Below are 25,579 nucleotides of genomic sequence, written 5' to 3' on the forward strand. Positions count from 1 at the left end.
GGCGATAATTGGGGTCATATCATTGGGGTCGCTTGATTAGGGCGTGCAACACTGTGACGCTCGCCCGCGCCGGGGCCTGCCGGGGAGCCCCGGGGAACCCCCCGGACACCGCTCCGTCGAACCTTACATGGACGTCAGCCCGCCTTTACGCTTCATCCGACGACTGCTGCTGCTTGCCGCGCTGGCCGCCCTGGCGGTCTGGGCCTGGCCGCGACTGCCCGAAGCGGCGCGCGCCCCGTGGCACATGGCGCGGCTGTCCTGGCAGGAGGCGCCCGCGTTTCTGCCGGTGCCGGTGCAGGGCGTGCCGTCCCGGCGCCTGGCCGACACCTGGGGCGCGGCGCGCGCGGACGGGCGTCGGCACGAGGGCATCGACATCTTCGCCGCGCGCGGCACCCCCGTGTTGTCCGCCACCGAGGGCGTGGTCACGCGCGTGGGCGTCAACAATCTGGGCGGCCAGGTGGTATGGGTGATGGGGCCCGGCCGCCAGATGCACTATTACGCGCACCTGGACGGCTACGCCGACATCGGCCGCGGCCGGTTGGTCGCGCCCGGCGACGTGCTGGGTTTCGTGGGCAACACCGGCAACGCCCGCGGCACGCCGCCGCATCTGCACTACGGCATCTACGCCACCGGCGGCGCGCTCAACCCCTATCCGTTGCTGACGGCGCCCGTGCCGGACGCGTCCGGTTCCGCCCGCCCGGGCCGGGCCGACGCCGCCGCCGGCGTATCCAGGTAGTCCGCCAGAAAGTCGATGAAGCGGCGGGTCTTCGCGGGCAGCAGACGGGTTTCCGTGACGGCATGGACCTCGATGGGGCACAGGTCCCATTGTGGCAGCACGCTGGCCAGTTCGCCCGCTTTGAGCCGCGCGCGCTGGTCGCCTCCCAGCGCCGCGATGCCCGCGCCCAGGACGGCCAGCCGTTCGGCCATGCCGGCGTCGTCGACGCAGTAGCGGTGCGCCGCTGTCATCAGGTAGCGGTTATCGCGCCGCTGCAGCCGCCAGGGTTCGCTCTGGCCGCCGCCCGTGCGCAGGCCGATGCAGTCGTGGCCGGCAAGGTCGGCGGGGGTGTCCGGCGCGCCCCGCGACGCCAGGTAATCCGGACTGGCGTACAGGCGGGCGTGCAGCGCGCCCAGCCGGCGCGCCACGAGCGATGAGTCGGGCAGCCCGCCGAACCGGATCGACACGTCGCAGGCCTCGGGCGCGCGGTCGCCGCCCTGGGTGCCCGCCAGGCTCAGGTGGAAACGCACGTCCGGATAGTGTTTCCCGAACGCCGCCAGGGCCGGCAGCAGGGCGTCCATGGCGTAGGCCGCGGCCACCTGGATACGCAGCGGGCCGCTGGGGACCTCCAGTTGGCCGCGCAGTTCCTCGTGCGCGACCTCAGCCTCCGCCACGATGCGGCGGCAGCGCTCGAAGTACAGGCGCCCGGCCTCGGTCAGTTCCACCCGGCGCGTGCTGCGGTTGAGCAGCCGCAGGCCGACGGAACGCTCGAGTTCCGCGACGTGGCGCGACACCGTCGACGCGGGCACGCCGAGCGCCGCCGCGGCGCGGCTGAAGCTGTGCGCCTTCGCCACTTCGGCGAACAATTCCATGCCATGCAGGCGTTTCACAGGGGCTCTCCCAAGCGCGGCCCGGCCGGGCCCTGGATGTCAGAAGGCGTAGACCACACCCACATTGGCGAAGACGTTCGTCTTCTGTTCGGTCAGGGGGCTCTGGCGGGCGTCGCCGACCAGGGTATTCACGCCCAGCGTCGTCACGGCGCTCCAGCTCGCGTCGATGCGGTGCGCCCAGGTGCCAAAGAGCGCCACGGACTTGAACCCGGCCGACGGCGAGTACGCGTCCAGGCCCTCGCGGCTGCGCGCGGCTTGCGATGGCGTGACGCCGAACCAGGTCTGCATGCCGTTGTGGTCGGCCCATTGGGTGCTGGCGCCGACCGAGACGCGATTGTTCGCGTCGTGCCAGGCCGCATAGGTGGCGCGCAGATCCAGCGTTCCGCCATAGCCGCTGCGCGCCGCCTGCCGATACGCGACCATCAGCGAGTAGGGGCCCGGCGACCATTCGACGAATGCGCCATAGACGCCATGGAAATCGATGTCGTCCAGCCCGCGTGTGCGGTCGGCATCGGACGCGTCGCGTCCCAGGGCCATGCCCACGAACGCACCGGCCGTCCAATCCGGGGCCAGATCGGTCTTCAGGCCCATCGCGGGCAGCCCGGCGCGCGGCGATATGAAGAAATTGCCCGACTGATAGTTGATCAGGGGGACCGGCAGCGCGCGGTATTCGCGCGAGCCTTCATACACGGGCAGGGCGGCCACGCCCAATCCGATGAAATTCCTGCCGCCCTCGTCGGCGTGCGCGCTGCCCGCCATTGCGGCCAGCAAGGCCGAGGCCACGAGCGGCGTCCTTGTTAACATACCCAGCTTCATTCCATTCCTTCCTACATGGGATGCGTGCAGGCGCAATGCCTGCCGCCAACGCTGCGCATTGTGGGCGCCGGGTTTTAATAATTTTTTAAATCGGCGCTGGCATCCTGGCGCCGTTGGGTTTTCTGGAGCTGTTTTGCGTGTCCTGTTAGTTGAAGACGATGCCATGCTGGGCGACGCCTTGCACACCAGCCTGTGTCAATCGGGCGTCGACGCGCACTGGGTCCGCGGTGTTTCCGAGGCGCGATTGGCATTGGTGCAGCATGGCTTCAACGCCGTGCTGCTGGACCTGGGGCTGCCCGACGGCAGCGGACTCACGGTCCTGAAGCAATTGCGCGCCCGCTACGACGCCACGCCGGTGCTGATTCTTACCGCGCGCGACCGCCTGAGCGAACGGGTCCAGGGCCTGGACGCGGGCGCCGACGACTACATCGTCAAGCCTTTCCAGTTGGACGAACTGCACGCGCGGCTGCGCGCGGTGGTCCGGCGCAGCAGCAATACCGTCGTGTCGGCGCTGCGCTGCCGCGACATCGCCGTCGAACCCGCCAAGCGTTGCGTGACGCGCGGCGGCATCGAGGTCAGCCTGAGCGCGCACGAATACCGGACACTGCTGGCGCTGATGGAGCGGATCGGCCACACCGTCAACCGCGAGCAATTGGAAACCGCCGTGTATGGCGATAGCGCCGCGCTGGAAAGCAATACGGTCGCCGTGTACATCCATCAGTTGCGCCGCAAGCTTGGCGACAAGCTGATCACGACGGTGCATGGCATGGGCTACCGCATCGAGGCCGGCGAATGAAGAACCTGCGCAGGCAGTTGACGGTCACGGTGCTGCTGACGCTGTTGCTGGCCTGGATTTTTGTTTTTGCGTTCCAGCAGTTCGAAACGAGGCGCGCCCAGACGGGCCTGCAGGACCAGGGGCTGTACGACGGGGCGAACCAGCTCCTGACGGCCATGCCCGTCAGCGTGCTGGGCAACGTGGCGCCGGCCGAGCGCTTTGCGCTGCCCGCGTCCGTCCAGTTCAACGGCGACCGGGCCAGCTTCCAGGTGTGGTCCCTGGCCGACCGCCGGCTGCTGCTGCAATCGAAGGAATCGCCCGCCCAGCCCTTGAGCCCGGACTTTCGCGAGGGCTTCGTCGACAGCACGGCGGGCGGAAAGCACTGGCGGGTGTATTCGGTCACGGACGCGACCGGCCGGGTGCAGGTGCAGCTGGCGTATTCGCAGAGCGACCTGCGCGCGAAGATGCTGCAGAACTTCCGGCGCGGGCTGGTCATTGTCTCCATCCTGTTCCTGCTGCTGGCCGCGGTGACCTGCGTGGTGGTGGGCCGGGCGTTCCGCAAGGTGGACCGCGCGGGCGTGGCCATCGAAAGGCGCGGCCCGTTCGATCTGGCCGCGTTGCCGCAGGCGGGAATGCCCGGCGAACTGCGTCCGTTCATCCGATCCATCAATCAACTGCTGTTGCGCGTCAAAGGCGCGCTGGACCGCGAGCGGCGCTTTCTGGAAAACGCGGCGCACGAGTTGCGCACTCCCTTGGCCGCCTTGAGCGCGCACGCGGAACTGGTTGCGCGCAGCGCCGATTCCGGCGAGTCGGCGCGGGCGGCCGACAAGCTGCGCCTGGTCGCGCAGCGCACGTCACGCATCGCCGAGCAGTTGCTGGACCAGGCCCGCATGGACGCCCTGAGCGAAAGCGCGCAAGCGCCGGAACGGATCGAACTGGACGGGCTGGTCGTCGTGCTGGCGCGCGACTGGGAGGCATGCGCCAGCCGCAAGCAGCAGCGCATTCTGCTGGACGTGCAGGCCTGTGCCGTCATGGGCAGCCTGGACGCCCTTGGCGTACTGCTGAGCAACCTGCTGGACAACGCCGGGCGCTACACGCCCAACGGCGGCCAGATTGCCCTGTCCTGCGGTCCCACGCCCGGGGGCGGCGCGTTCCTGCGCGTGGCCGATGACGGGCCGGGGATCGCGCCCGAAGAACGCAAGCGGGTGTTCGACCGCTTCTACCGCGCTGCGGGCACCCCGGCGGGCGGCAGCGGCATCGGACTGTCGCTGGTGGCGCAGATCGCGCGGCAGCACGGCGCCTCCGTGACGGTGGGCGCGGGCCTGCGGGACGCGGGCGTTTCGCTGACCGTGGAATTCCCGCCCGCCTAGCGTTGCGCTCGGCGCTCTGCCCGCGCATGCCGCGCGCAGGCCCGCGCCGGCGGCTTGGTGTAGATTAGTTTTCTGGCCAGGCTGCGAGGTGACCGGTGGCGGCATTTCCATGGACTTTCTGATCGCATCCGCGGCGCGCGCGCTGGCGGCGGGCGATCCGCTGGGCGCGCTGAACCACGTGGCGCTGCGCGGCGACGCGCCCGCGCTCGCGTTGCGCGGCATCGCCATGGCGCAGCTTGGCGACATGCTTTGCGCCAGGACGCTGCTGCGCGGCGCGGCCCGCGCCTTTGGCGCCAACGATGCCGCGGCCCGCGCGCGCTGCGTCGTCGCCGAAGCGGATATCGCGCTGGCCTCGCGCGATCTGGGCTGGCCGGAAAAGGCCTTGGACGCCGCGCGCGCCACGCTGCAGGCCCATGGCGATTTCATCAATGCGGCCCACGCCCGCCAATTGAAGGCGCGGCGTCAGCTTCTGGTCGGCCGCCTGGACGACGCCGAGGGCACGCTGGCCGGCCTGGACCCGTCCGCTTTGCCCTGGGCGTCCCGCGCCATTCAGGAATTGATCGCCTCCGGCATCGCCATGCGCCGCCAGCGCGCGAAGGCGGCCCGGGCGGCGCTGATGCGCGCCGAGCTGGCGGCCGGACATGCCGGCATCCCCGCGCTGATGGCCGAGGTGCAAAGCGCATCGCTGGCCTTGAATACGCCGGCCGCGCGGCTTGCCGGACCCGGCGCCGGCCGGCCCCTGCTGCTCGACGAGGTCGAAACCTTGCTGGCGTCCGGAACTGTGGTCGTGGATGCCTGCCGGCACGCCGTGCGCCACGGCGAGATTTCCATCGCGCTTGCCGGGCGGCCGGTGTTGTTCGCGCTGGCGCGCGCGCTGGCGCAGGCCTGGCCCGAAGATGTGCCTCGCGAGGCGCTCATCGCACAGGCCTTTCGCACCCGCTACGCCGATGAAACGCATCGCGCGCGCCTGCGCGTCGAGATCGGACGGCTGCGCGCGGCGCTTCGCGGGCTTGCCGGCGTCAGCGCGACCACGCGCGGCTTTGTGCTGAAGCCAGACGGCGGCCGGCAGATGGCGGTGCTGGTGCCCGTTGACGGCGACATGGATCCCGATCTGGGCTCGCTGCTTGCGTTCCTGGCCGACGGCGTCGCGTGGTCCAGCTCGGCCCTGGCAATGGCGCTAGGCGCAAGCCAGCGCACGGTGCAGCGCGCGCTGGATGCGTTGGCCGACGACGGCAAGGTTCAGCCCTTCGGCCTTGGGCGCGCCCGGCGCTGGATGCTTCCGCCCGTGCCCGGTTTCACGACAAGCTTGTTACTCCCGGGCATCCTGCCCGGCAATTAGCATGGACGGACCAACTTGAAAGGAAGCCACCATGAAACGAACGCAAGCCCGGATCCTCCGCGAATATGGCCCCTTCCCGGGCATTGATACCGTCCATGGGCTGACGTACGACGGCAAGCAGGTGTGGTTCGCCACCGGCGCAAGCCTCGTCGCCCTGGACCCCGACACCGGCGCCACGTCCCGCAAGCTCGACGTCGCCGCCAACGCGGGCACGGCCTTCGATGGCACGCACTTCTATCAGATCGCCAACGGCCGCATCCAGAAGGTCGATCCCGCAAGCGGAAAAGTGCTGGCGGCCATCGCCGTGCCGGGCGGGGACGATGCCTCCGGCCTGGCCTGGGCGGAAGGTAGCCTGTGGGTCGGCGAATACCGCGCGCGCAAGATCCATCAGGTCGATCCGGAAACCGGGCGCGTGCTGCGCACCATCGCGTCCAACCGCTTTGTCACCGGCGTGACCTGGGTCGAGGGGCAGCTCTGGCACGGCACCTGGGAAGAGGGCCAAAGCGACATCAGGCGCCTGGAGCCGCAAACCGGCGAGGTGCTGGAGGCCGTTGACATGCCCGCGGGCGCCGGCGTGTCGGGCCTGGAGTCCGACGGCGGCGAGCGGTTCTTCTGCGGCGGCGGCGAAAGCGGCAAGGTGAGGGCGGTCCAGCGCCCCGCAAAGATCGCCGGATAAACGGCGGACGGCCGGCGCGCGCCGGTGTGGATAGGGGGAAAATACAACACTACATAGATATGAGAAGTATTTGCATTTAAACTTCGTGCCGATTTGTCGTCGCAGTTCAACTCGGTAGGAAGCCAACATGCATCATCAGAGACCACCCGGCCGCAGCGCCATTGTTCAACCTCGTTTTGCGCTGCGCCGCACATCCGCTCTGGTGTTTCTGGCTTTGGCGGCGGGCGCCGCGACGGCGCAGGACGGCGGCGTCGCCACGCTGCCGTCCGTGCAGGTGGTGGGCGACACCGCCGGCACCACCACCGAAGGGACGGGTTCCTATACGCCGCGCGCCACGGCCGCCAGCACCGGCCTGTCGCTGTCGCTGCGCGAGACGCCGCAGTCGGTCACCGTCATGACCCGCCAGCGGATGGACGACGAGGACATGCGTTCGCTGGCCGACGTCATGGCCAGCACGCCGGGCATCTCGGTGCAGAACTTCGACAGCGAGCGGTATACCTTCAACTCGCGCGGTTTCAGCATCTCGAATTACATGTACGACGGGGTGCCCACGGCGTTCGACGTGGGCTACGCGGCGGGCGAGTCGTCCGTCGATCCGATCATCTATGACCGCGTGGAAATCGTGCGCGGCGCCACGGGCCTGATGACCGGCGCCGGCAACCCGTCGGCGTCCATCAATCTGGTGCGCAAGCACGCCGACAGCCGCGAGTTCAAGGCCGACCTGAGCGCGGGCGTGGGCAACTGGGACACCTATCGCGCCACCGCCGACCTGTCCACGCCGCTCAATGCCGACGGCAGCGTGCGCGGGCGCATCGTTACCGCCTACCAGGACAACCATTCCTTCCTGGACGATTACCAGAACCGCAAGACCGTGTTCTACGGCGTGGTCGACGCCGACCTGACCGCGAACACCACGCTGAGCGCCGGGTACAACTATCAGAACAACGATCCGCAAGGCAGTAGCTGGGGCGGCTTTCCACTCTGGTATGCCGACGGCGGCCGCACGGACTGGCGCCGTTCGTTGAACACGGGCGCGCACTGGACGTCATGGGGCAGCACCACGCAGGGGGCCTTCGCGAGCCTGGAGCACCGCTTCGACAATGACTGGCGCGTCCAGGCCGTGGCGTCCCATTCCAGGAACGAGATGGACGGCAAGCTGCTGTACCTGTACGGCTGGCCCGACCGCGAGACCGGCGAGGGCATGGGCGCGTCGCCGGCGTGGTATCTGGGCGATCGCAAGCAGAACGCGCTGGACCTGAAGGCTTCCGGACCGTTCACGATGTTCGGGCGCCGCCATGAGGCCGTCGTGGGCGCAAGCTTCAACCGCCAGAAGGGCGACTTCGACTACCGGTCGCCGTCGGACCCGGCCGCCGTCGGCAACTTCCTGAACTGGAACGGCTCGTATCCCGAGCCCGACTGGAACGACTCGGTCACCGCCAGCCGCTACACCACCACGCAAACCGGCTGGTACGGGGCCCTGCGCCTGAACCTGGCGGATCCGCTCAAGCTCATCGTGGGCGGGCGGTACAGCACCTGGAAGACCGACTCGGTGGGATTCGGCGGCGAAGGCCACACGGCATTCGACAAGAATTCGTTCACGCCTTACGCCGGCCTGCTGTACGACATCAACGACACGTACACGGCCTACGTCAGCTACACCGGCATCTTCAATCCGCAAAGCTATCAGGACCGCGACGCCAACTGGCTCGATCCGCTGGAAGGCAAGTCATACGAGGCGGGCGTCAAGGGCGAGTTCCTGGAAGGGCGCCTGAACGCAAGCGCCGCCGTATTCCAGATCGATCAGGACAATGTGGCGCAGGCAGATCCGGGCCAGATGGTGCCGGGCACGACCAACCAGGCGTACACCGCGGCCAAGGGCACGCGCAGCCGCGGCTTCGACCTGGAGGTCTCGGGCGAGGTCACGCCGGGCTGGAACCTGGCGGCGGGCTGGTCGCATTGGACCGCGCGCGACGGCGACGGCAACGCCATCCAGACCGACCAGCCGCGCAGCCTGGTCCGCGTGTTCACGACCTACCAGCTTCCCGGGGACTGGAACCGCCTGACAGTGGGCGGCGGCGTCAACTGGCAAAGCCATGTCTACACCATCGCCAGCGGACCGAATGGCGATGAGCGGGTGGGACAGGGCAGCTATGCCATCACCAACCTGATGGCCCGCTACCGCTTCAACCGCAGCCTGTCGGCCCAACTGAACGTGAACAACCTGTTCGACCGCAAGTATTACAGCCAGATCGGCTTCTACAGCCAAGGGGCGTGGGCGGCCGGCAGAAGCGCGATGCTGACGATGCGGTATCAGTACTGAGGCTCGGGCCGGCCCGGCGCGGCCAGCGGCTCCAGCGCTTCCCCGACGCTGGCGATGAACGCCTTCGCCGCCTCCGGCAGCAGGCGTCCCGCCAGGGTCTGGACCTCGAAGTGGCGTTCGTTCATTTCGCGGTCGCGCAAGGGCACGGCGACGATATTGCCCCATCGCAGCCGGTTGCGGATCGCCAGTTCGCCGCAAAAGGCGACGCCGCCGCCCGCGCTGGCGAAGCCCACCAGGGCGTCGATGCTGCGGCTGGTGAAGACCGGTTCGCAAGGCAGTTGCTGGCGGCTGCAACTGATGTCGATCAACTGCCGCAGGGTGGAGTCGGCACTGGGCAGGGCAAGCGGATAGGCCGTCAGTTGCGCCAGCGACAGATCGCGCCGCCCGGCCAGCGGATGGTCGGCCGCCAGTATCGCCCTGACCGGCGCGGGCACGCGCATTTCCACCCGGATGTCCCGCTGCGAGGTCAGGCTGAGCGTGACGCCGATGTCCGCCACGCCGTCGCGGATGCGTTGGGGAATCTCTTGCTGCGAGCACACGTCCAGCGAAAAGCGGATGCCGGCATAGTGATGGCGGAAGGCGGCGATGGCGGCCGGCACGAACTCCGACGCGTAACCCTCGGTGCTGACGATGCGCACATGGCCCTGGCGCAGGCCGCGCAGCGCCAGGATTTCCCCCGAGACCCGCTCCACATCCTGCTGCATGCGCTTGGCATGCGCGGCCAGCAGCTCGCCGGCCGCGTTCGGCATCATGCCGCGGGCGCGCCGTTCGAACAGCAATGTGCCCAGCTCCCGCTCCATGCGGGCGATCTGGCGGCTTACCGCCGACGGGGCCACGTCCAGCCGGGCCGCGGCCTCGCTGACCGAGCCGGTGCGCACCACTTCCACAAAATACCGAAGCGAAATCTCCTGCAGGACACGTGGGTTCACGGCCGTCTCCAAGGTTTGCGGAAAGCGCAAAGAATAATTCTAACCATTGATATTGCTGCAAAGGGATGACGGACTCTAGGATGTGGGCATTCTTTGCGCTCACCCCCGGCTACCACACTGATGTTTCATCCCGACGATTCTGCCCTGACCCCGATTGTGGATGCGCTGCGGCTCGCCCGGCCGGTGCTGTGGACGCGGCCCGACGGCGACGCGGCCACCGCCGCGCCCGGCGCCCATTTCCTGATGGATCAGGTGCTGTCCGCACAGGAGCGGCTGGCGCGGTTCGCGCCCTTGCTGGGGGACCTGTTTCCCGAACTGGCCGAGTCGGGCGGGGTGATCGAATCGCCGCTGCTCGCGGCCGACGCCATGCAGGCGGCGCTGGGGTTGCCGCCAGAGGCCGGGCGCTTGTGGATCAAGGCCGACCACGCGCTGCCGGTGGCGGGCTCGATCAAGGCCCGCGGCGGCATCCACGAAGTGCTGGAGTTCGCCGAATCGCTGGCGCTGGGCGCCGGCCTGCTGCAAGCCGGCGACGACTACCGGAAACTGGCCGAACCCAAGGCCCGGGCGTACTTTGGCCGCTATCAGGTGGCGGTGGGTTCCACCGGCAATCTGGGCCTGTCCATCGGGGTGATCGCGTCGGCGCTGGGATTCCGCGCGGCGGTGCATATGTCCGCCGACGCCAAGGCCTGGAAGAAGGCGCGTCTGCGCGCGCGCGGCGTCGAGGTCGTGGAACACGCGGGCGATTATGAAAAGGCCGTGGCGGCCGGCCGCGCCCAGGTCGAGGCGGATCCTTGCGGCTACTTCGTCGACGACGAGCGCTCGGCCTCGCTGTTCCTGGGTTACGCGGCGGCGGCGCTGCATCTGCGCGGCCAGCTGGGCCGGGCGGACATCCGGGTCGACGCCGAGCATCCGCTGTTCGTGTACCTGCCTTGCGGCGTGGGCGGCGCGCCCGGCGGCATCGCGTTCGGCCTGACGCAGCTTTACGGCCCGCATGTCCATTGCTTCTTCGCCGAACCCGTGCAATCGCCATGCTTCATGCTGCGCATGATGGCCGGCTGCGGCCAACTGCCCGGCGTGCCCATGCCGCCTTCGGTCTACGACCTGGGGCTGACCAACCTGACCGACGCCGACGGGCTGGCGGTGCCGCGCGCGTCCGAATTGGCCTATGCGGCGGTGGGCGCCCATCTGCGCGGGGTCTATACCGTGGCGGACGATACGCTGTACGCGGACCTGGCCCGCCTGCATGCCAGCGAGGGCCTGCGCATCGAACCGTCGGCCGCGGCCGGTTTCAGCGGGCCGGGCCAGCTCTGCGGCACCGATGCCGGCCAGGCCTGGCTGCGGGCCCGCGGCCTGCGGGCGCATCTGCCCCGCGCCACCCACCTGGCCTGGACCACGGGCGGGCTGTTCGTGCCCGACGAAGAATATGACCGATTCCTGAGCCGCGGGCGATCGCTTGCGGCGGGTTCCTAGGCGCCGCCAGACGCGCCCGTTTTCCACCATCTCTCATCGAGCACCGCTATGAAAACCTCGTTTCTTGCAGTCAGTCTCGCCGTTGCCAGCGCCTGGGGCGCCGTTGCGCCCGCCGTGGCGCAGGATGCCTACCCCAGCCGTCCGCTGACGCTGGTCGTGCCGTTCCCGCCCGGAGGCGCGACGGATGTGCTGGGCCGCGTGGTGGCGCAGAAGCTGGGCCAGGAACTGGGCCAGACCGTCGTGGTGGAAAACCGCGCGGGCGCGGGCACCGTGATCGGCGCGAGCTTTGTCGCCAAGGCCGCGCCCGATGGCTACACGCTGCTGGTGAGTTCGGGCACCACCTTCACCGTCAACCCGGCCATTCAGAAAAATCTGCCCTACGACCCGGCCAAGAGCTTCGAGCCGATCGGCATCGTCGGCCGCACCGGCCTGGCGCTGCTGGCCAATCCCAAGGTGCCGGTCAAGGACCTGAAGGAGTTCGTGGCGTACGCGAAGGATCCCGCCAACAACCAGCCGCCCTATGGTTCCTTCGGCACCGGCACTACGGCGCACTTCGTGGGTGAAGCCTTCATGGCGGCCGCGAACCTGAAGATGACGCACGTGCCCTACAAGGGCAGCTCGCCCGCGATGACGGACCTGATCGGCGGCCAGATTCCGTTCTCGGTGGATACGGTGGCGGCCGCACTGCCGCAAAGCAAGCAGGGCAAAGTGCGCGTGCTGGCCGTGTCCAGCCCCAAGCGCTCGGCCTTCCTCCCGGATGTGCCCACGTTCGCGGAACAGGGCTATCCGGCGGTGGCCATGGACACCTGGCTGATGGTGGCCGCGCCGCGCGGCCTGCCGGCGAATGTGAAGAGCCGGTTGGAACAGGCGCTGCGCGCCACCGTGGATGCGCCCGAGGTGAAAAAGAGCCTGGAGGCCCAGGGCTTCGAAGCCGCTTTCGCCAGCGCCGCCGAGGGCGAGGCCCTGATCCAGCAGGAACTTCCCGTGATGCGCGAGGTTGCGCAGCGCGCCAACATCAAGATCGACTGAAGGAAAACGACGATGGCATTGGACGACTCCCTGGTATCCCTGACGGCCGTGGAACTGCGGCGCATGATCGGCGCGCGCCAGCTTTCCCCGGTGGAGCTGCTGGAGGCCTGCATTGCGCGGATCGCGGCGGTCAACCCCTACGTCAATGCCGTCACCGCCACGGCTTACGAGCGGGCGCGCGCGGAGGCGCGCGCCGCCGAGCGCGCCGTAATGGCGGGCGAGCCGCTGGGCCTGCTGCACGGCTTGCCGATGGGCGTGAAGGATCTGGAGCCGACGGCCGGCGTGCTGACCACCTATGGCTCGGCGCTGTACCGCGGCCATGTGCCCCAAGAGGACGTCGAACTGGTGGCCCGCCTGCGCCGCGCCGGCGCCATCGTCGCCGCCAAGACCAACGTGCCCGAGATGGGCGCGGGCGCCAACTCGCGCAACACGGTGTGGGGCGCCACGGGCAACCCCTTCAATCCCAACCTGAACGCGGGCGGCTCGTCTGGCGGCTCCGCGGCGGCGCTGGCTTGCGACATGCTACCGGTATGCACCGGCTCGGACACGGGCGGCTCGCTGCGCATCCCGGCATCCAAGTGCGGCGTGGTGGGTTTTCGGCCGTCCCCCGGCATCGTGCCCAGCGTGCGCAAGCTGCTGGGCTGGACGCCGATTTCGGTGGTGGGTCCGATGGGGCGGACGGTGGCCGATGCCTGCCTGCAAATGGCCGCGTCGGCGGGGCCGCATGCCGGCGACCCGCTCAGCTATCCGCTGGATCCGCTGCAGTTCCTGAATCCCGGCACGGCCGACCTGGGTTCGCTGCGGGTGGCCTACACCGAAGACTTCGGCACCTGCGACGTGGACGACGGCATCCGGGCGACGTTCAGGGAAAAGATCGCGGCCATGCGGCATCTGTTCGCCGCGTGCGACCCGATCGAACTGGATCTGGGCGAGGCCCACCGCTGCTTCGATGTGCTGCGCGCGGAATCCTTCGTGGCGGGCATGCGCGACGCCTATGAGAAGGACCCCGGCAGCCTGGGCCCCAACACCCGCGCCAACTTCGAAATGGGCGCGGCGATGAGCCTGAAGGACTGCGCCTGGGCGCAAGCCGAACAGACCAGGCTGATCAAGCGGTTCCAGCGCGCCTATGACGACTACGACCTGATCCTGTCGCCCACCACGCCGGTCTCGCCGTTTCCGTGGACGCAGCTCTATGCCGACACCATCAACGGGGTCGCCCAGGAGAATTACTACCGGTGGCTCGCACTGACCTATGTCGTAACCTTGACGACGCATCCGGCGTTGACGCTGCCTTGCGGGCGCGATGCCCAGGGCATGCCCTTTGGCCTGCAGATGGTGGGGCGGTTCCGGGGCGACCGGGACGTGCTGGCCGCGGCGCAGGCGATGGAGCAGGCCTTTGGCGGTATCGAGGCCCTGCGGCGGCCGCGTCCGGATCTGGCGGCGCTGCGTCCGGCCGAGCCGTCGCTGACCTCTATCGTCACCACGCCGCCGGTGCTGGATGGCGGGGAACCCACGGAGGCGGTGTCGGCGGTGTAGCGCGTGCCCGCGCGGGTTTAGGGACCGGACGGCCGCGCCATGCGGCCGTTTTGCCATTACGACGAAAGGATTAGTCCTCTTTCTAGGGTAATTCCTGACTAAAAGCTGATTGTCAGCCGATAGTCAGGAAGGTTTAATCAGTCCAAAGTTGCGCATCAGACGCATCAGGCGCATCGCCCCGAACGGGAGGTCCGCAGCAGGCGTTTCCATCCCGCTTCACGCAGGAGTAGTAACTACAAGCTGGTCCATGTAGTCCACCCAGGAGACAACAAGCCATGCAACACGTTACAAAACCCCGCCGCAAGTTCATCTCTGGCGCTGCCGTCGCCGGGGCCGCGGCGCTTGGATTCCCCGCGGTCACCCGGGCGCAGAATGCACCCATCTCCTTCCGCTTCCAGAGCACCTGGCCCGCCAACGACATCTTCCACGAGTTCGCCCGCGACTACGCGACCAAGGTCAACGAGATGGCCGGCGGCCAGCTGAAGATCGAAGTGCTGCCCGCCGGCGCCGTGGTCAAGGCCTTCGACCTGCTGGATGCGGTGTCGGCCGGGACGCTGGACGGCGGCCACGGCGTGGTGGCCTACTGGTACGGAAAGAACACGGCGGTCGCGCTATGGGGCTCGGGGCCGTCGTTCGGAATGGACGCCAACATGCTGCTGGCCTGGCACGAGTACGGCGGCGGCAAGGAACTGCTGGTCGAGATCCAGAAAGCGATGGGGGTGAACGTGCAGTCCCTGATGTACGGGCCGATGCCGACGCAGCCGTTCGGCTGGTTCAAGCGGCCCGTCACCAAGGTCGAGGACGTCAAGGGCGTGAAGTTCCGCACGGTGGGGCTGGCCATCGACATGTACACGGCGATGGGCGCGGCGGTGAATGCGCTGCCCGGCGGCGAGATCGTGCCGGCACTGGATCGCGGGCTGCTGGACGGAGCGGAATTCAACAACTCGTCGTCGGATCTGGCGCTGGGCTTCCAGGATGTGTCCAAGATCTGCATGCTGCAGAGCTTCCACCAGAGCGCGGAACAATTCGAGGTGCTGTTCAACAAGACGAAGTACGACGCCTTGCCCCCGAACCTCAAGCACATCCTGAGCTATGCGGCGCAGGCGTGCAGCGCGGATATGTCCTGGAAGGCCGCGGACCGCTATTCGCAGGACTACATCAAGCTGCAGAAGGATCACAACGTCAAGTTCTACAAGACGCCGGATGCGATCCTGCAGCAGCAGCTGAAGATCTGGGACGAAATGATCGCCAAGCGGTCGGCCGAGAATCCGCTCTTCAAGAAGGTGCTGGACTCGCAACGGGCCTTCGCCGAGCGGGTGGGGCGCTGGCATGGTGATACGGCCGTCAATTTCCGCATGGCCTACAACCACTACTTCACGCGCAGCACCAAGCCGGCCTGACGCAATCCTCCGTTGTGCCCGCGCGCCGTGGACCCGGCGCGCGGCGCCTCGCCATGCGTCTAGGGCCCCGCGCGTTCAGCGCGGTGTGGCCCTAAACCGGGACCTTCGATGATCCGAATCGTACGCTTCATAGACCGCATTTCCACTTTCGTCGGCAAGACCTTCGCCTGGTTGATCGTGGTGCTGACGCTGCATGTGTGCTGGGAAGTCGCGGCCCGCTACATCCTGAACCAGCCCAGCGCCTGGGCCTTCGACCTTCAGATGATGTACTACGGCATCCTGTTCATGATGGCGGGCGCCTATACGCTGGCCAAGAACGGGCATGTGCGCGGGGACATCCTGTATGGGTTCCTGCCGCCGCGGGTGCAGGCCGGGCTCGACCTGGTTCTCTTCATCGTGTTTTTCTTTCCGGGCGTGATCGCGCTGGTGTGGGCGGGCTGGTACTACGCCGGCTACTCCATCGCCATCCGTGAACATTCCTCGCTGATGGCCGATGGGCCGCCCATCTATCCATTCAAGGCTTTCATCCCGATCGCTGGCGCGGTCCTGCTGCTGCAGGGCGTGGCCGAGGTCCTGCGATGCATACTCTGCCTGCGCCAGGGGGCGTGGCCGTCGCGCGAAGAGGACGTCGAGGAAGTGGACGTCGACAAGCTCAAGAAGATGGTGCATGTCAAGGACGAAGACATCGCCCAGCTCGACCGCTACGTCAACCCCGGGGAGCCCCAGCGATGAAGATTCACAAGGCGTTGTGGTTTGGCCTGTCGTGCATTGCGATCGTGGTGTTGATGATTGCGTTCCTGACGCCCTGGGACCATCTCACCACCGGCCATATCGGCCTGTTGATGCTGGCGCTGATCGTCGTCGCCATCATGCTGGGGTTTCCGACGGCCTTCACGCTGATGGGCATGGGGGTGCTGTTCACCTTCCTGGCGTACTACATGCAGAGTTCCGATCCGGGCCGTTCGATCGGGCAGACGCTGGACCTGATGGTGCAGCGCACGTACGCCACCATGACGAACGATTCGCTGATCTCGATACCCCTGTTCGTCTTCATGGGGTATCTGGTCGAACGCGCCAACCTGATCGAAAAGCTGTTCAGGTCGATGCACCTGGCGCTGGCGCGCCTGCCCGGCGCCCTGGCGGTGGCGACGCTGGCGACCTGCGCGATCTTCGCCACGGCGACGGGGATCGTCGGCGCGGTGGTGACGCTGATGGGCCTGCTGGCCATGCCCGCCATGCTGAAGGCGGGGTACAGCGTGCGCCTGACGGCCGGTTCCATCACGGCCGGCGGCTGCCTGGGAATCCTGTTGCCGCCGTCGGTGATGCTGATCGTGTATGGCGCCACCACGGGCGTGTCGGTGGTGCAGCTGTATGCCGGCGCGCTGTTCCCCGGCATCATGCTGGCCTTGCTCTACATGCTTTACGTGATCATCGTGGCCAAGCTGCGTCCCGACATGGCGCCGCCGCTGCCCATGGAGGAGCGCGGCGTACCGCTGTCGCCCGAGTCCACCGTGCTGGCGGCGGGTCCGTACACGCGCGCCGTGTCCGGCATGCTGGCGGCCATGTTCAAAGGCAGACGCAACAGCGGGGTGGCGTTCGGTTTTCTGATGCGCAACATGACGCTGGCGCTGGCGCCGCTGGCGGTCACTTTGCTGATGCTGGCCGTGGTGCACCATGCACTGACGCGGCCGGTGGTGGAATACGAAATCCCAGCCGAACTGATGCTGGGTAGCGGCGGCTTCGATTCAGAGCTGAGCGAGCCGCCCGCCGGCGGCCTGAGCGAGCCGCCGTCGAATGAGCTGGCCGAGCCGCCGTCCACCGGACCCGCCGCGGCGGGAGGCTTGAGCGAGCCGCCCGGGACGCCGTCCGCAGCACCCGCCGCGCCCGCCACACCCGCCGGCACGCCAGCGCCGGCCGAAGCGCCCGCGGCCCCCGACGGCACCCGCGCCGCGCCCACCGGGTTCTGGATATTCGCGGGCATCTGCGCGGTGATGCTGGCCGTGTTCTACGCGGCGTTGACGTGGGCGCGCCTGGAAATCTTCAAGATGCTGATGGCCTCGTTCTTTCCGCTCGCGGTGATGATCGCCGCCGTGCTGGGATCGATCGGCTTCGGCCTAGCCACCCCCAGCGAGGCGGCCGCCATGGGCGCCATGGGGGGCGCGCTGCTGGCGCTGGCCTACCGCCGCCTGAACCTGCCGGTGCTGCGGGAATCGGTATTCCTGACCGCCAAGACCAGCGCGATGGTGTGCTGGCTGTTCGTCGGGTCGTCGATCTTCTCCGCGGCCTTCGCGCTGCTGGGCGGCCAGCGCATCATCGAAGAATGGGTGCTGTCGCTGGGCCTGACGCAGATCCAGTTCCTGCTGCTGGCGCAGGCCATCATCTTCCTGCTGGGCTGGCCGCTGGAGTGGACCGAGATCATCGTGATCTTCATGCCGATCTTCGTGCCGCTGCTGAACACGTTCGGGATCGACCCGCTGTTCTTCGGCCTGCTGGTGGCGCTGAACCTGCAGACGGCGTTCCTGTCCCCGCCGGTGGCCATGTCCGCCTTCTACCTGAAGGGCGTATCGCCGCCGCATGTGACGCTGAACCAGATCTTCCTGGGCATGATGCCGTTCATGGGGATCCAGGTGGTGGCGATCTTCCTGCTGTACATGTTCCCGGCGATCGGAATGTGGCTGCCGACGGTGCTGTACCGCTGAAGCCGGTCCGCTGACCGCTCACTTTTCCCGGGGCTCAGCTGAGCGGACGGGGCGGTGAGCGGGGCGCGGCAGCACATAGGCTTCGGTGGGGCGGCCATAGTGTTCTTCCATGCCGGCAAAGGCGAAGCCCAGCTTTTGCAGGACTCGCTTCGAGGCCGCGTTGCCGGGCCAGACGATGGCAACCAATTCGGGGACGTCGAGCGTACCCCATGCGTAGTCGCAAAGCGCGGTGGCGGCCTCGGTGGCGCGGCCTTGACCCCAGGCGTCGCGGCACAGGCGATAGGCGAGCTGGATCCGGCCGGTGTTTTCGAGTGGCGTCAAACTGATCCAGCCCAAGGCCTTGCCATCTACCGCGATGGCCCAGTGGCCCAAGTCCGTCAACGGCTCGGCCAGCCATTCCAGCAATTCCTGCCGGCGCGCCTCGTCGGCGGTTTTCACACCGGTGCTGTGACGCATGACTTCGGGGTCGGATTCCATGGCGAGCATCATGGAAACGTCGGCCTCCCGAAGGCGGCGCAATATCACACGAGGGCGGGCATTGGGCATGGCAAGTGTCGTTCGGAATGGGCCGGAACCGATGATACCGGGTCCAGCGAGGGGCTTGCGTCTTAATAGTTAGCCGCCATACTATATGGCGCTTAATCAACCTGTTGCCACCGGTTCACACCTCATATGCCCCTGGTACCGCAAATGCTGGAACCCAAACATGATGCCTTGCTGACCGAAGCATCGCGCCGCGGTTTGCCCGACGCGGACGGGATACGGCTGTGTTTCCAGGTGCTGGCGCTGGCGCGGTCCATCGACCGCGATTGCGCCGCGCGGCTGGCGCCGCGGCAATTGTCGGAAGGAAAATTCGTGCTCCTGTTCCTGCTGCACGAGCAGCCGCAAGGCTTGCCGCCCCATGTGCTGGCCGAGCGGGCCGGTGTGACGCGCGCGACGATCACGGGGTTGCTGGACGGGCTGGAGCGGGACGGGTTCGTGTTGCGCCAGGCCGGTCAGGAAGACCGCCGCAGGATCGCCGTGACGCTGACCGCCAAAGGCAAGACGGCGGCGGCGCGGCTGTTCAAGGAACACACGGCTTGGATCGGCACTTTGTTCCAGGGCTTGAGCAGCGCGGATCAACGCCAACTGGGCGACTTGCTGACGCGGGTGTGGCGCGCCACCAATGCGGGCCGCGCGGCAACGGCGGGGAGGGGACAATGAGCAAAGCCAGCGGCAAGCATGCCCCGGTCTCCGCCAAGCCGGCCGGGCGCGGCGTGAAGGACATCGGCGCGGCGCGCCTTGCCGCTTTGAACGCGGGCGACCCGGCCACGACACTGACGGAATGCCTGGCGGTGGACTTCGCGGCGCTGATGCACGCGGCGGCGCCGCGCGTGGGCGCGCAGGCCGTGGCGGCAATGCGGGCCGAGGCCGCCGCCGGGATCTCCCGGCGCATGGCGCTGGCGGCCCGGATTCTGCTCGATCGCCTGGGGCCCGGGGCGCTTGCGGAATTGCAGGCGCACGGCTCGGACACGGTGCGCGGCTGGGCCTGCTTCATGGTCGGGGCATTGCCCGGCCTGTCGGTGCAGGCGCGTCTGGACCTGATCCGCCCCTTGGCCGACGACGCGCATTTCGGCGTGCGCGAATGGGCCTGGCTGGCGGTCCGGCCGCAATTGGCGGCGGAACTGGATACCTCGGTGAAGCGCCTGCGTCCCTGGACGAACGACCCGTCCGAGCGGGTGCGGCGATTTGCCAGCGAGTCCCTGCGTCCGCGCGGCGTGTGGTGCGCGCACATCGCGGCGCTGAAGGCGGACCCCGCGATCGCGCTGCCGCTGCTGGAACCGCTGCGCGCGGACCCCGCCGCCTATGTGCAGGATTCCGTGGCCAACTGGCTCAACGACGCCAGCAAGGACCAGCCGGACTGGGTGCGCGAGGTCTGCGCGCGCTGGCTGGCGGGCCAGCCCGCCGTGCCAACCGAACGCATCTGCAAGCGCGCGTTGCGTTCGATCGGCGCCTGATCAGCCCGGCGAACGGGCCGCCCTAGAGCTGGCTCATCCCGCCGTCCACGATGATCTCCGTGCCTACGATGAAGGCGGATTCCCGGGCGGCCAGATGCAGCACGGTGGCCGCGATTTCCTGCGGCGTGCCGAAGCGGCCCAGCGGCACCTGCGCCTGGATGCTCGCGGCGGTCTTCTCCAGCTTTTCGGGGTCCAGGCCCAGTTTTTCGTAGATCGGCGTGGCGACCGGACCGGGGCTGACGACATTGACCCGGATGCCGCGCGGCAGCAGTTCGGCGGACAAGGTCTTGGCCAGCGAGATCAGCGCGGCCTTGCTGGCGCTGTAGATGGACGACGCAGGCATGCCGATGTGGGCGTTGATGGAACCGTTCAGCACGATGGACGCACCCTCGTTCAGCAGCGGATCCAGCGCCTGAAGCTGGAAGAACACGCCCTTGATGTTGGTGTTGAAGGTCTGGTCCCACAGGTCCTCGGTGGCCTCGGACAGCGTCGCGAACTTGGCGATGCCCGCGTTGATGAAGACGGCATCCAGGCGCACGCCGGCCGCGGTGAGCGTGTCGGCCAGCGCGGCGGCGGCCCCCGGGGCGCCGGCGATGTTCTGGACGGCCAGGGCATTGGGACCCAGCGTGGCGCGGGTCTTTTCCAGCGCGGCGCCGTCGCGCCCGGTGATGATGACGCGGGCGCCTTCGGCGGCGAAGGCCGCGGCGGCGGCCAGGCCGATGCCGCTGGTGCCGCCGGTGACCAGGACGGTCTTCTGTTCAAAACGGTTCATGATGGTTCCTTTTGGGGTTGGGCTTCACATGTAGCCATGGTGCGCCTGGCCCGGCGCTTTGTCGTACGATCTTTCGCAAGAACACGTTCGAAGGAATTGCACATGTTGAGCCCGAATGAGCTGGCGCTATTGGAAGCCATCCGCGACAGCGGCAGCCTGTCGCGCGCGGCCGCCAAGCTGGGCAAGGCGCCTTCCTCGGTGTCGCACGCCGCCCGGCAACTGGAGGAGCGGTTCGATGCCTTGCTCTTCGACCGCCGCCGCTACCGGCTGCAACTGACGCCCGCCGGCCGGCTGCTGGCCGAAGAGGCCGGGCGGCTGATGCTGGACGTATCCCGGCTGACGCAGCGCGTGCGGCAGGTGGCCAGCGGCTGGGAAGACCGGCTGCATATCGTCAGCGACGAGATCCTGGAATTCGAGTTCATGGCGCCGCTGATCCAGGACTTCGACAAACTGGATTCGGGTGTGACCCTGCGCTTCACGCACGAAGTGCTGGGCGGCACCTGGGAAGCCTTGCGCGAGGGCCGGGCCGACCTGATCGTGGGCGCCACGAACGAACCCCAGACCATGCCGAACCTGTAATGGGCAGAACTGGGCGCGATGGAATGGCTCTTCGCCGTCTCGCCGCGCCATCCGCTGGCCAAGGTGAAAACGCCGCTGCGGCAAGACCAGATCCAGCAGCATCGCGCCGTGGTGGTGGCCGATACGGCGCGGGGCGCCGCGCTGCGGGGCTATGGCCGGGTGGGCGGTCAAGCCGCCCTGGCCGTGCCCAGCATGCGCGCCAAGATCCTGGCGCAGCGCGAGGGCCTGGGCGTGGGATGGGTGCCGCGCCATCGCGCGGCGTCCTTGCTGGCGCGCGGCGAACTGGTGGAGAAGGCCACCGAGACGCCGCGCGAGCCGAACCTGCTGTACCTGGCGTGGCGCGGCGACCACGAGGGGCGCGCGCTGCAATGGTGGCTGGACCAGTTGCGCCAGCCCAGGATGGCGAAAGCCTTGCTGCGCGGCGTGGATGCGTTCAGGTAGCGCCGGCCGTAGATGTTGCTATCGTCGTGCATGGAAGTGAGCAAACAAGAGACCTATCGGTCCAAAGGACAGGCATGGAAGAGACTACGCAGGAAACTCCCCTGAACTGGGCGTCGCTGGTCGACGATCTGAACAAGCTGCTGCGCCTGAAGACCACGGTCATCGGCATGAAGCTCTACGAACACGAGGCCGACATGGCCGGGGTGAAGGGCCTGCGGCGGCCGCAGGCCACCCACACCACCGACCAGATCGTGGGCATGGCGGCGCGGCTGGGCTGGACGGTGGGCATCACCGGCGACGATCTGGTCGGCTCGCAGTGCCGCGCCGTGATCGGGCTGGGGCCGCAGGACGAGGCCTGGAAGAGCGGCCGAGACTACGTGGGCGTGTGGCACGCCACGGAAGCGGACGCGCGCGCCCGCCAGCAGGCCCTGTCCTGTGTGCCCGCGGGCAAGTACCGGGCGATGGTGGTGTCGCCGCTGGCGTCGGGCCGGCTCGACCCGCCGGATATCTGCCTGGTGTATGCGACGCCCGGCCAGATGATCATCCTGATCAACGGCCTGCAATGGAAAAACTACCGGCGCTTTGACTGGAGCGTGGTGGGCGAGACGGCCTGCGCGGATTCCTGGGGGCGGGCGCTGGCCACGGGCGAACCCAGCCTGTCCTTGCCCTGTTTCGCCGAGCGCCGCTATGGCGGCGTGCCCGACGAAGAGATGCTGATGGCGCTGCCGCCGCGCTATCTGCCGATTGCGATCGAGGGCATGAAGGCCTTGTCGGCCAATGGACTGCGCTATCCCATCGCGCCCTACGGCATCCAGAACGACGTGCGGGCGGGCATGGGCGTGAGCTACGCGCAGCCGCCCAAGGCTCAGGGCTGAGCGGGCGCGCGCAGCGCCTCGGCCAGCGCGCGCGCGGCCGGCCCGAGGGGCCGGTCGATGCGGTGGGCAAGATAGGTTTCGGTTGCGACCTGGCTGTCGCGGCCCAGGCTGCCGGTGCGCAGGCGCAGCAGGCGGCCTTCGGCCAGGTCGCGCTCCACCTGCCACAGCGGAAGCCGGCCCCAGCCGACGCCGGCCAGGATAAGCGCGTGCTTGGTGTCCTGCCCGCTGACCCGGCACGTCCGTGGCGACAGCACGGCGAAGTCGCGGCCCTCGGTCAGGGCGGAGGGATCGGATTGCACGATCTGCAGATGATCCGCCAGCGCGCCCAGGGACTGCGCGCCTTGCGCGAGCGGATGCGCGGCGGCAACCACCGCCACCATCTGCACGGATCCCAGCGCCTCCACCGCGATGCGGGGATGCCGGAAATGTTCGCCCGCGAGGATGCCCAGGGTGTGGCTGCCAGCCAGCAGCGCCGCGACGGGGCCGCCCAGCGGCAGTACCGAAATGCGCGTGGCGACGGACGGGTAGGCCGCCCGCATGCGGTTCAGCGCCGCACCCACCTGCTCGATCGGAAACAGCGTATCCACCACCAGCGACAGTTCCAGTTCCACGCCTTCGCCCAACCCCTGGGCGCGGGCGCGCATCGCGTCCACGCGCAGGAGGATGTCGCGGGCGTTGGCCAGCAGCGCCTGGCCCTGCGGTGTCATGACGGGACGGTGGCCGCTGCGGTCGAACAGCGGCACGCCCAGTTGCGCTTCCATGTTGGCGATGGCGTGACTGACCGCCGATTGCACGCGCGACAGCTGACGCGCGGCGGCGCGAAAACTGCCGGCGTCCGCCACGGCGGCGAATACGCGGAGCTGATCCAGGGTCAGGGCGTCTATCATCGGGCAGGCTGATCTAAATATTCGATCAAGTTCGTCAAAAGAATATCACTTACCGGAATCGGTCTCGGCGCGCATGATGCGGGCATCGTGGAGAAGGCGAGGATAGGAATGCGGAAGGTTGAAGGCATGCCGGCCCTGGACGGGGCGGAGCGGACGCACTGGGGCGCAGTGCTGGCGATCGTCGGCGCGGGCGTGGTGGCGGCCTTGCAGGTCGGCAAGGTGATCATCGCCGCGCCCCTGCTGCGCCAGGACATGGGATTGGACCTGGCGTCCATCGGCACCCTGACGGCGGTGTTTTCCATCCTGGGCATGGTGGGCGGCATCGCGGCGGGCGGCGTCATTTCCCGGTTCGGCGCCAGGCGCATGCTGCTGCTGGGCCTGACGGCGACGGCCGTGGGCACGGCGGCCGGCGCGCTGGCCCCGGGTTACGGCGTGCTGCTGGGCTCCCGGGTGATCGAGGGCCTGGGCTTCCTGATGATCACCGTGGCCGGGCCGGCCGCCTTGCAGCGCATCGTGACGGCCGCCAACCGGGACTTCGCCTTCGCCCTCTGGAGCTGCTACATGCCCGCGGGCATGGCGGTGGCGATGCTGGCGTCGCAGGCTTTTGACGACTGGCACGCCTATTGGTGGTGCGCGGGCATCGCCGTGGGCGTGGCCTTGGCGTGTGTCGCCTTGCTGGCGCCGTCCTCGCCGCGCGGGGCCGGGCTGTCGTGGCGCGGCCTGCGCCAGGACACGGCCGACACCTTGGGCGCCGCCGGGCCGGTGCTGCTGGCGCTGTCGTTCACGCTGTACAGCCTGATGTTCTTCGCGCTGTTCAGTTTCCTGCCGGTCCTGCTGATGGAACAGCTAGGGCTGACGCTGGCGACGGCAGGCCTGTACAGCGCAATCGCCAGCGCCGCGAATATCGCCGGCAACCTGGGCGCGGGCGTGCTGCTGGCGCGCGGATGGCAGCGATCCACGCTGATCGCCTGCGCCAGCGTGACGATGGGCGCGGTGGCGTTGCTGATCTTCAGTTCGGCGCTGCCAGCGATGCCGACGTTTCTGCTGTGCGTGCTGTTCTCGGCCGTGGGCGGACTGATCCCGGCCACCTTGCTGGGCACCGCGCCGCTGGTGGCGCCGCGTCCGGCCTTGACCGCGGCGACGGTGGGACTGGTGATGCAGGGCAGCAACCTGGGGCAGGTGATCGGGCCGGTGGCCGTGGGCGGCGCGATTGACCGGTTTGGCTGGACGTCGGCTTCCTTCATTGTGGCGGCGGCGGGCCTGGGCGGCCTGGTCATCGCCGGGTGCCTGCGCCGCGTCAAGTCCCTGCGCCTCTAGGCCCACGGGCCACGCGGCACCGTCACGAAGCGGGCCTATCATGGAGGAACTTCCTGATGGAGACTCCATGCACACGCCCGCTCCCCGCCTGGTCATCTTTGATTGCGACGGCGTCCTGATCGACAGCGAAATCATTGCGGCCCGCGCCCAGTCGCGCGCGCTGGCCGAACACGGCATCGCCATCACCCCCGAAGAGGCCGCCCACCGTTTCGCCGGGATTCCCGACGCGGACATGTGGCAAACGCTGCAGGCCGAGAACGCCTGCGCGCTGCCCGAAGGCTTCGCGCGGCAATACGCCGACCGCCTGGAACACACCTTCCGCCAGGAACTGAGGGCCTTGCCCCACGTGCACGAAACGCTCCGGGCACTGCGCGAACGCGGCCTGGATCTCTGCGTGGCGTCCAGCAGCACGCCGCCCAAGCTGGAAGCGGCGCTCAAACTGGTCGGGCTGTGGGACGAGTTCGCGCCCCACGTGTTCAGCACGGCGCAGGTGGCCCGTGGCAAGCCGGCCCCCGATGTGTTTCTGTTCGCGGCGCGGCAGATGCGCACGGCGGTGCTGGACTGCGTGGTGGTCGAGGACAGCGTGCCCGGCGTGCGCGCCGCCCGCGCCGCGCGCATGCGGGCGGTGGGCTTCGTGGGCGCCTCGCATAACGGTCCGGATCAGCGGCAGCGGCTGCTGGACGAAGGCGCGTTCGAGGTCATCGACGACCTGCGGCGGCTGCCTGAGCTTATTTGATCTGGTGTGGC

The 25,579-nt window shown here is 68.4% G+C and carries 23 protein-coding genes and 1 pseudogene; 18 read left to right on the forward strand and 6 right to left on the reverse strand.

Annotated elements, in window-relative coordinates:
- Positions 1-127: 127 nt before the first annotated feature.
- A complete protein-coding gene (locus ASE30_RS03690) occupies positions 128-736 on the forward strand; it encodes a M23 family metallopeptidase (RefSeq protein WP_057282874.1) in 609 nt (202 codons plus the stop codon).
- Here the strand turns inward: ASE30_RS03690 and ASE30_RS03695 are convergent.
- Positions 649-1,605 (reverse strand): LysR family transcriptional regulator, encoded by a 957-nt coding sequence (locus ASE30_RS03695; protein ID WP_057282875.1) that lies wholly within the window; start codon positions 1,603-1,605, stop codon positions 649-651. The genes ASE30_RS03690 and ASE30_RS03695 overlap by 88 nt on opposite strands.
- Before the next feature lie 39 nt (positions 1,606-1,644).
- On the reverse strand, positions 1,645-2,421 hold the full coding sequence (locus tag ASE30_RS03700; protein ID WP_057282876.1) for a MipA/OmpV family protein: 777 nt from the start codon (positions 2,419-2,421) through the stop codon (positions 1,645-1,647).
- A 133-nt stretch (positions 2,422-2,554) separates the two neighbouring features.
- Here ASE30_RS03700 and ASE30_RS03705 point away from each other — a divergent pair, with 133 nt between their 5' ends.
- The 5 genes from ASE30_RS03705 (at position 2,555) to fhuE (ending at position 8,901) form a co-directional block, all read left to right on the forward strand.
- Positions 2,555-3,217, forward strand: a complete 663-nt coding sequence (locus tag ASE30_RS03705; RefSeq protein ID WP_057282877.1) for a response regulator transcription factor — start codon at positions 2,555-2,557, stop codon at positions 3,215-3,217.
- Positions 3,214-4,566: a HAMP domain-containing sensor histidine kinase gene (locus ASE30_RS03710; protein WP_057282878.1), complete on the forward strand. Its 1,353-nt coding sequence runs from the start codon at positions 3,214-3,216 to the stop codon at positions 4,564-4,566. Before ASE30_RS03705 ends, ASE30_RS03710 begins: the two co-directional genes overlap by 4 nt.
- 109 nt (positions 4,567-4,675) lie before the next feature.
- Complete coding sequence (locus ASE30_RS03715) at positions 4,676-5,905, forward strand: hypothetical protein (protein WP_057282879.1); 1,230 nt, start codon at positions 4,676-4,678, stop codon at positions 5,903-5,905.
- Between the two features lie 31 nt (positions 5,906-5,936).
- On the forward strand, positions 5,937-6,581 hold the full coding sequence (locus tag ASE30_RS03720; RefSeq protein ID WP_057282880.1) for a glutamine cyclotransferase: 645 nt from the start codon (positions 5,937-5,939) through the stop codon (positions 6,579-6,581).
- 127 nt (positions 6,582-6,708) lie between these two features.
- Entirely contained in the window at positions 6,709-8,901 is a 2,193-nt protein-coding gene (fhuE, locus tag ASE30_RS03725) for a ferric-rhodotorulic acid/ferric-coprogen receptor FhuE (protein ID WP_057282881.1), read from the forward strand.
- Here fhuE and ASE30_RS03730 read toward each other — a convergent pair.
- Positions 8,892-9,830: a LysR family transcriptional regulator gene (locus tag ASE30_RS03730; RefSeq protein ID WP_057283261.1), complete on the reverse strand. Its 939-nt coding sequence runs from the start codon at positions 9,828-9,830 to the stop codon at positions 8,892-8,894. The two genes, fhuE and ASE30_RS03730, sit on opposite strands and share 10 nt — an antisense overlap.
- A 120-nt stretch (positions 9,831-9,950) precedes the next feature.
- Between ASE30_RS03730 and ASE30_RS03735 the strand changes: the two genes are divergently transcribed.
- The 6 genes from ASE30_RS03735 (at position 9,951) to ASE30_RS03760 (ending at position 17,964) form a co-directional block, all read left to right on the forward strand.
- Entirely contained in the window at positions 9,951-11,300 is a 1,350-nt protein-coding gene (locus ASE30_RS03735; protein ID WP_057282882.1) for a D-serine ammonia-lyase, read from the forward strand.
- Positions 11,301-11,348: 48 nt separating this feature from the next.
- On the forward strand, positions 11,349-12,329 hold the full coding sequence (locus ASE30_RS03740) for a tripartite tricarboxylate transporter substrate binding protein (protein ID WP_057282883.1): 981 nt from the start codon (positions 11,349-11,351) through the stop codon (positions 12,327-12,329).
- A gap of 12 nt (positions 12,330-12,341) precedes the next feature.
- Positions 12,342-13,865 carry an amidase gene (locus ASE30_RS03745; RefSeq protein ID WP_057282884.1) on the forward strand — a complete coding sequence of 508 codons (1,524 nt, stop codon included), beginning with the start codon at positions 12,342-12,344 and terminating at the stop codon, positions 13,863-13,865.
- Between the two features lie 275 nt (positions 13,866-14,140).
- Positions 14,141-15,265 carry a TRAP transporter substrate-binding protein gene (locus ASE30_RS03750; RefSeq protein WP_057282885.1) on the forward strand — a complete coding sequence of 375 codons (1,125 nt, stop codon included), beginning with the start codon at positions 14,141-14,143 and terminating at the stop codon, positions 15,263-15,265.
- 108 nt (positions 15,266-15,373) lie between these two features.
- Positions 15,374-15,997, forward strand: coding sequence for a TRAP transporter small permease subunit (locus ASE30_RS03755; RefSeq protein ID WP_057282886.1), 624 nt, complete (start codon positions 15,374-15,376; stop codon positions 15,995-15,997).
- The gene (locus ASE30_RS03760; protein ID WP_057282887.1) at positions 15,994-17,964 is read left to right on the forward strand and encodes a TRAP transporter large permease subunit; all 1,971 of its coding nucleotides are present in this window, start codon (positions 15,994-15,996) and stop codon (positions 17,962-17,964) included. The genes ASE30_RS03755 and ASE30_RS03760 overlap by 4 nt, the downstream gene beginning before the upstream one ends.
- Before the next feature lie 18 nt (positions 17,965-17,982).
- Here ASE30_RS03760 and ASE30_RS03765 read toward each other — a convergent pair whose 3' ends face one another.
- The gene (locus ASE30_RS03765) at positions 17,983-18,510 is read right to left on the reverse strand and encodes a GNAT family N-acetyltransferase (protein ID WP_057282888.1); all 528 of its coding nucleotides are present in this window, start codon (positions 18,508-18,510) and stop codon (positions 17,983-17,985) included.
- Between the two features lie 144 nt (positions 18,511-18,654).
- Here ASE30_RS03765 and ASE30_RS03770 point away from each other — a divergent pair, with 144 nt between their 5' ends.
- Complete coding sequence (locus ASE30_RS03770) at positions 18,655-19,167, forward strand: MarR family winged helix-turn-helix transcriptional regulator (RefSeq protein WP_235515176.1); 513 nt, start codon at positions 18,655-18,657, stop codon at positions 19,165-19,167.
- Positions 19,164-19,961, forward strand: a complete 798-nt coding sequence (locus ASE30_RS03775) for a hypothetical protein (protein WP_057282890.1) — start codon at positions 19,164-19,166, stop codon at positions 19,959-19,961. Before ASE30_RS03770 ends, ASE30_RS03775 begins: the two co-directional genes overlap by 4 nt.
- A gap of 22 nt (positions 19,962-19,983) precedes the next feature.
- On the opposite strand, the gene ASE30_RS03780 is transcribed toward ASE30_RS03775, so the two are convergent.
- Positions 19,984-20,733 (reverse strand): SDR family oxidoreductase, encoded by a 750-nt coding sequence (locus ASE30_RS03780; protein WP_057282891.1) that lies wholly within the window; start codon positions 20,731-20,733, stop codon positions 19,984-19,986.
- Positions 20,734-20,835: 102 nt separating this feature from the next.
- Here ASE30_RS03780 and ASE30_RS03785 point away from each other — a divergent pair.
- Positions 20,836-21,753 (forward strand): annotated as a pseudogene (locus tag ASE30_RS03785) (LysR substrate-binding domain-containing protein).
- 74 nt (positions 21,754-21,827) lie between these two features.
- On the forward strand, positions 21,828-22,628 hold the full coding sequence (locus ASE30_RS03790; protein ID WP_057282892.1) for a DUF169 domain-containing protein: 801 nt from the start codon (positions 21,828-21,830) through the stop codon (positions 22,626-22,628).
- On the opposite strand, the gene ASE30_RS03795 is transcribed toward ASE30_RS03790, so the two are convergent.
- Positions 22,619-23,515 (reverse strand): LysR family transcriptional regulator, encoded by an 897-nt coding sequence (locus ASE30_RS03795; RefSeq protein WP_057282893.1) that lies wholly within the window; start codon positions 23,513-23,515, stop codon positions 22,619-22,621. The two genes, ASE30_RS03790 and ASE30_RS03795, sit on opposite strands and share 10 nt — an antisense overlap.
- Positions 23,516-23,623: 108 nt before the next feature.
- Here ASE30_RS03795 and ASE30_RS03800 point away from each other — a divergent pair, with 108 nt between their 5' ends.
- On the forward strand, positions 23,624-24,832 hold the full coding sequence (locus ASE30_RS03800; RefSeq protein ID WP_057282894.1) for a CynX/NimT family MFS transporter: 1,209 nt from the start codon (positions 23,624-23,626) through the stop codon (positions 24,830-24,832).
- 67 nt (positions 24,833-24,899) lie between these two features.
- Positions 24,900-25,568 carry an HAD family phosphatase gene (locus tag ASE30_RS03805; protein WP_057282895.1) on the forward strand — a complete coding sequence of 223 codons (669 nt, stop codon included), beginning with the start codon at positions 24,900-24,902 and terminating at the stop codon, positions 25,566-25,568.
- Positions 25,569-25,579: the final 11 nt, after the last annotated feature.

It is taken from the genome of Achromobacter sp. Root83 (assembly GCF_001428845.1).
In the GTDB taxonomy this organism is placed as follows: Bacteria; Pseudomonadota; Gammaproteobacteria; order Burkholderiales; family Burkholderiaceae_B; genus Achromobacter.

What these genes read in the sequence shown, in the direction of transcription:
- ASE30_RS03690 (WP_057282874.1), top strand. Translation starts at nt 128, where the DNA reads ATGGACGTCAGCCCGCCTTTACGCTTCATCCGACGACTGCTGCTGCTT.
- ASE30_RS03700 (WP_057282876.1), bottom strand. Translation starts at nt 2,421, where the DNA reads ATGAAGCTGGGTATGTTAACAAGGACGCCGCTCGTGGCCTCGGCCTTG.
- ASE30_RS03710 (WP_057282878.1), top strand. Translation starts at nt 3,214, where the DNA reads ATGAAGAACCTGCGCAGGCAGTTGACGGTCACGGTGCTGCTGACGCTG.
- ASE30_RS03715 (WP_057282879.1), top strand. Translation starts at nt 4,676, where the DNA reads ATGGACTTTCTGATCGCATCCGCGGCGCGCGCGCTGGCGGCGGGCGAT.
- ASE30_RS03720 (WP_057282880.1), top strand. Translation starts at nt 5,937, where the DNA reads ATGAAACGAACGCAAGCCCGGATCCTCCGCGAATATGGCCCCTTCCCG.
- fhuE (WP_057282881.1), top strand. Translation starts at nt 6,709, where the DNA reads ATGCATCATCAGAGACCACCCGGCCGCAGCGCCATTGTTCAACCTCGT.
- ASE30_RS03735 (WP_057282882.1), top strand. Translation starts at nt 9,951, where the DNA reads ATGTTTCATCCCGACGATTCTGCCCTGACCCCGATTGTGGATGCGCTG.
- ASE30_RS03740 (WP_057282883.1), top strand. Translation starts at nt 11,349, where the DNA reads ATGAAAACCTCGTTTCTTGCAGTCAGTCTCGCCGTTGCCAGCGCCTGG.
- ASE30_RS03745 (WP_057282884.1), top strand. Translation starts at nt 12,342, where the DNA reads ATGGCATTGGACGACTCCCTGGTATCCCTGACGGCCGTGGAACTGCGG.
- ASE30_RS03750 (WP_057282885.1), top strand. Translation starts at nt 14,141, where the DNA reads ATGCAACACGTTACAAAACCCCGCCGCAAGTTCATCTCTGGCGCTGCC.
- ASE30_RS03755 (WP_057282886.1), top strand. Translation starts at nt 15,374, where the DNA reads ATGATCCGAATCGTACGCTTCATAGACCGCATTTCCACTTTCGTCGGC.
- ASE30_RS03760 (WP_057282887.1), top strand. Translation starts at nt 15,994, where the DNA reads ATGAAGATTCACAAGGCGTTGTGGTTTGGCCTGTCGTGCATTGCGATC.
- ASE30_RS03765 (WP_057282888.1), bottom strand. Translation starts at nt 18,510, where the DNA reads ATGCCCAATGCCCGCCCTCGTGTGATATTGCGCCGCCTTCGGGAGGCC.
- ASE30_RS03770 (WP_235515176.1), top strand. Translation starts at nt 18,655, where the DNA reads ATGCTGGAACCCAAACATGATGCCTTGCTGACCGAAGCATCGCGCCGC.
- ASE30_RS03775 (WP_057282890.1), top strand. Translation starts at nt 19,164, where the DNA reads ATGAGCAAAGCCAGCGGCAAGCATGCCCCGGTCTCCGCCAAGCCGGCC.
- ASE30_RS03780 (WP_057282891.1), bottom strand. Translation starts at nt 20,733, where the DNA reads ATGAACCGTTTTGAACAGAAGACCGTCCTGGTCACCGGCGGCACCAGC.
- ASE30_RS03790 (WP_057282892.1), top strand. Translation starts at nt 21,828, where the DNA reads ATGGAAGAGACTACGCAGGAAACTCCCCTGAACTGGGCGTCGCTGGTC.
- ASE30_RS03795 (WP_057282893.1), bottom strand. Translation starts at nt 23,515, where the DNA reads ATGATAGACGCCCTGACCCTGGATCAGCTCCGCGTATTCGCCGCCGTG.
- ASE30_RS03800 (WP_057282894.1), top strand. Translation starts at nt 23,624, where the DNA reads ATGCGGAAGGTTGAAGGCATGCCGGCCCTGGACGGGGCGGAGCGGACG.
- ASE30_RS03805 (WP_057282895.1), top strand. Translation starts at nt 24,900, where the DNA reads ATGCACACGCCCGCTCCCCGCCTGGTCATCTTTGATTGCGACGGCGTC.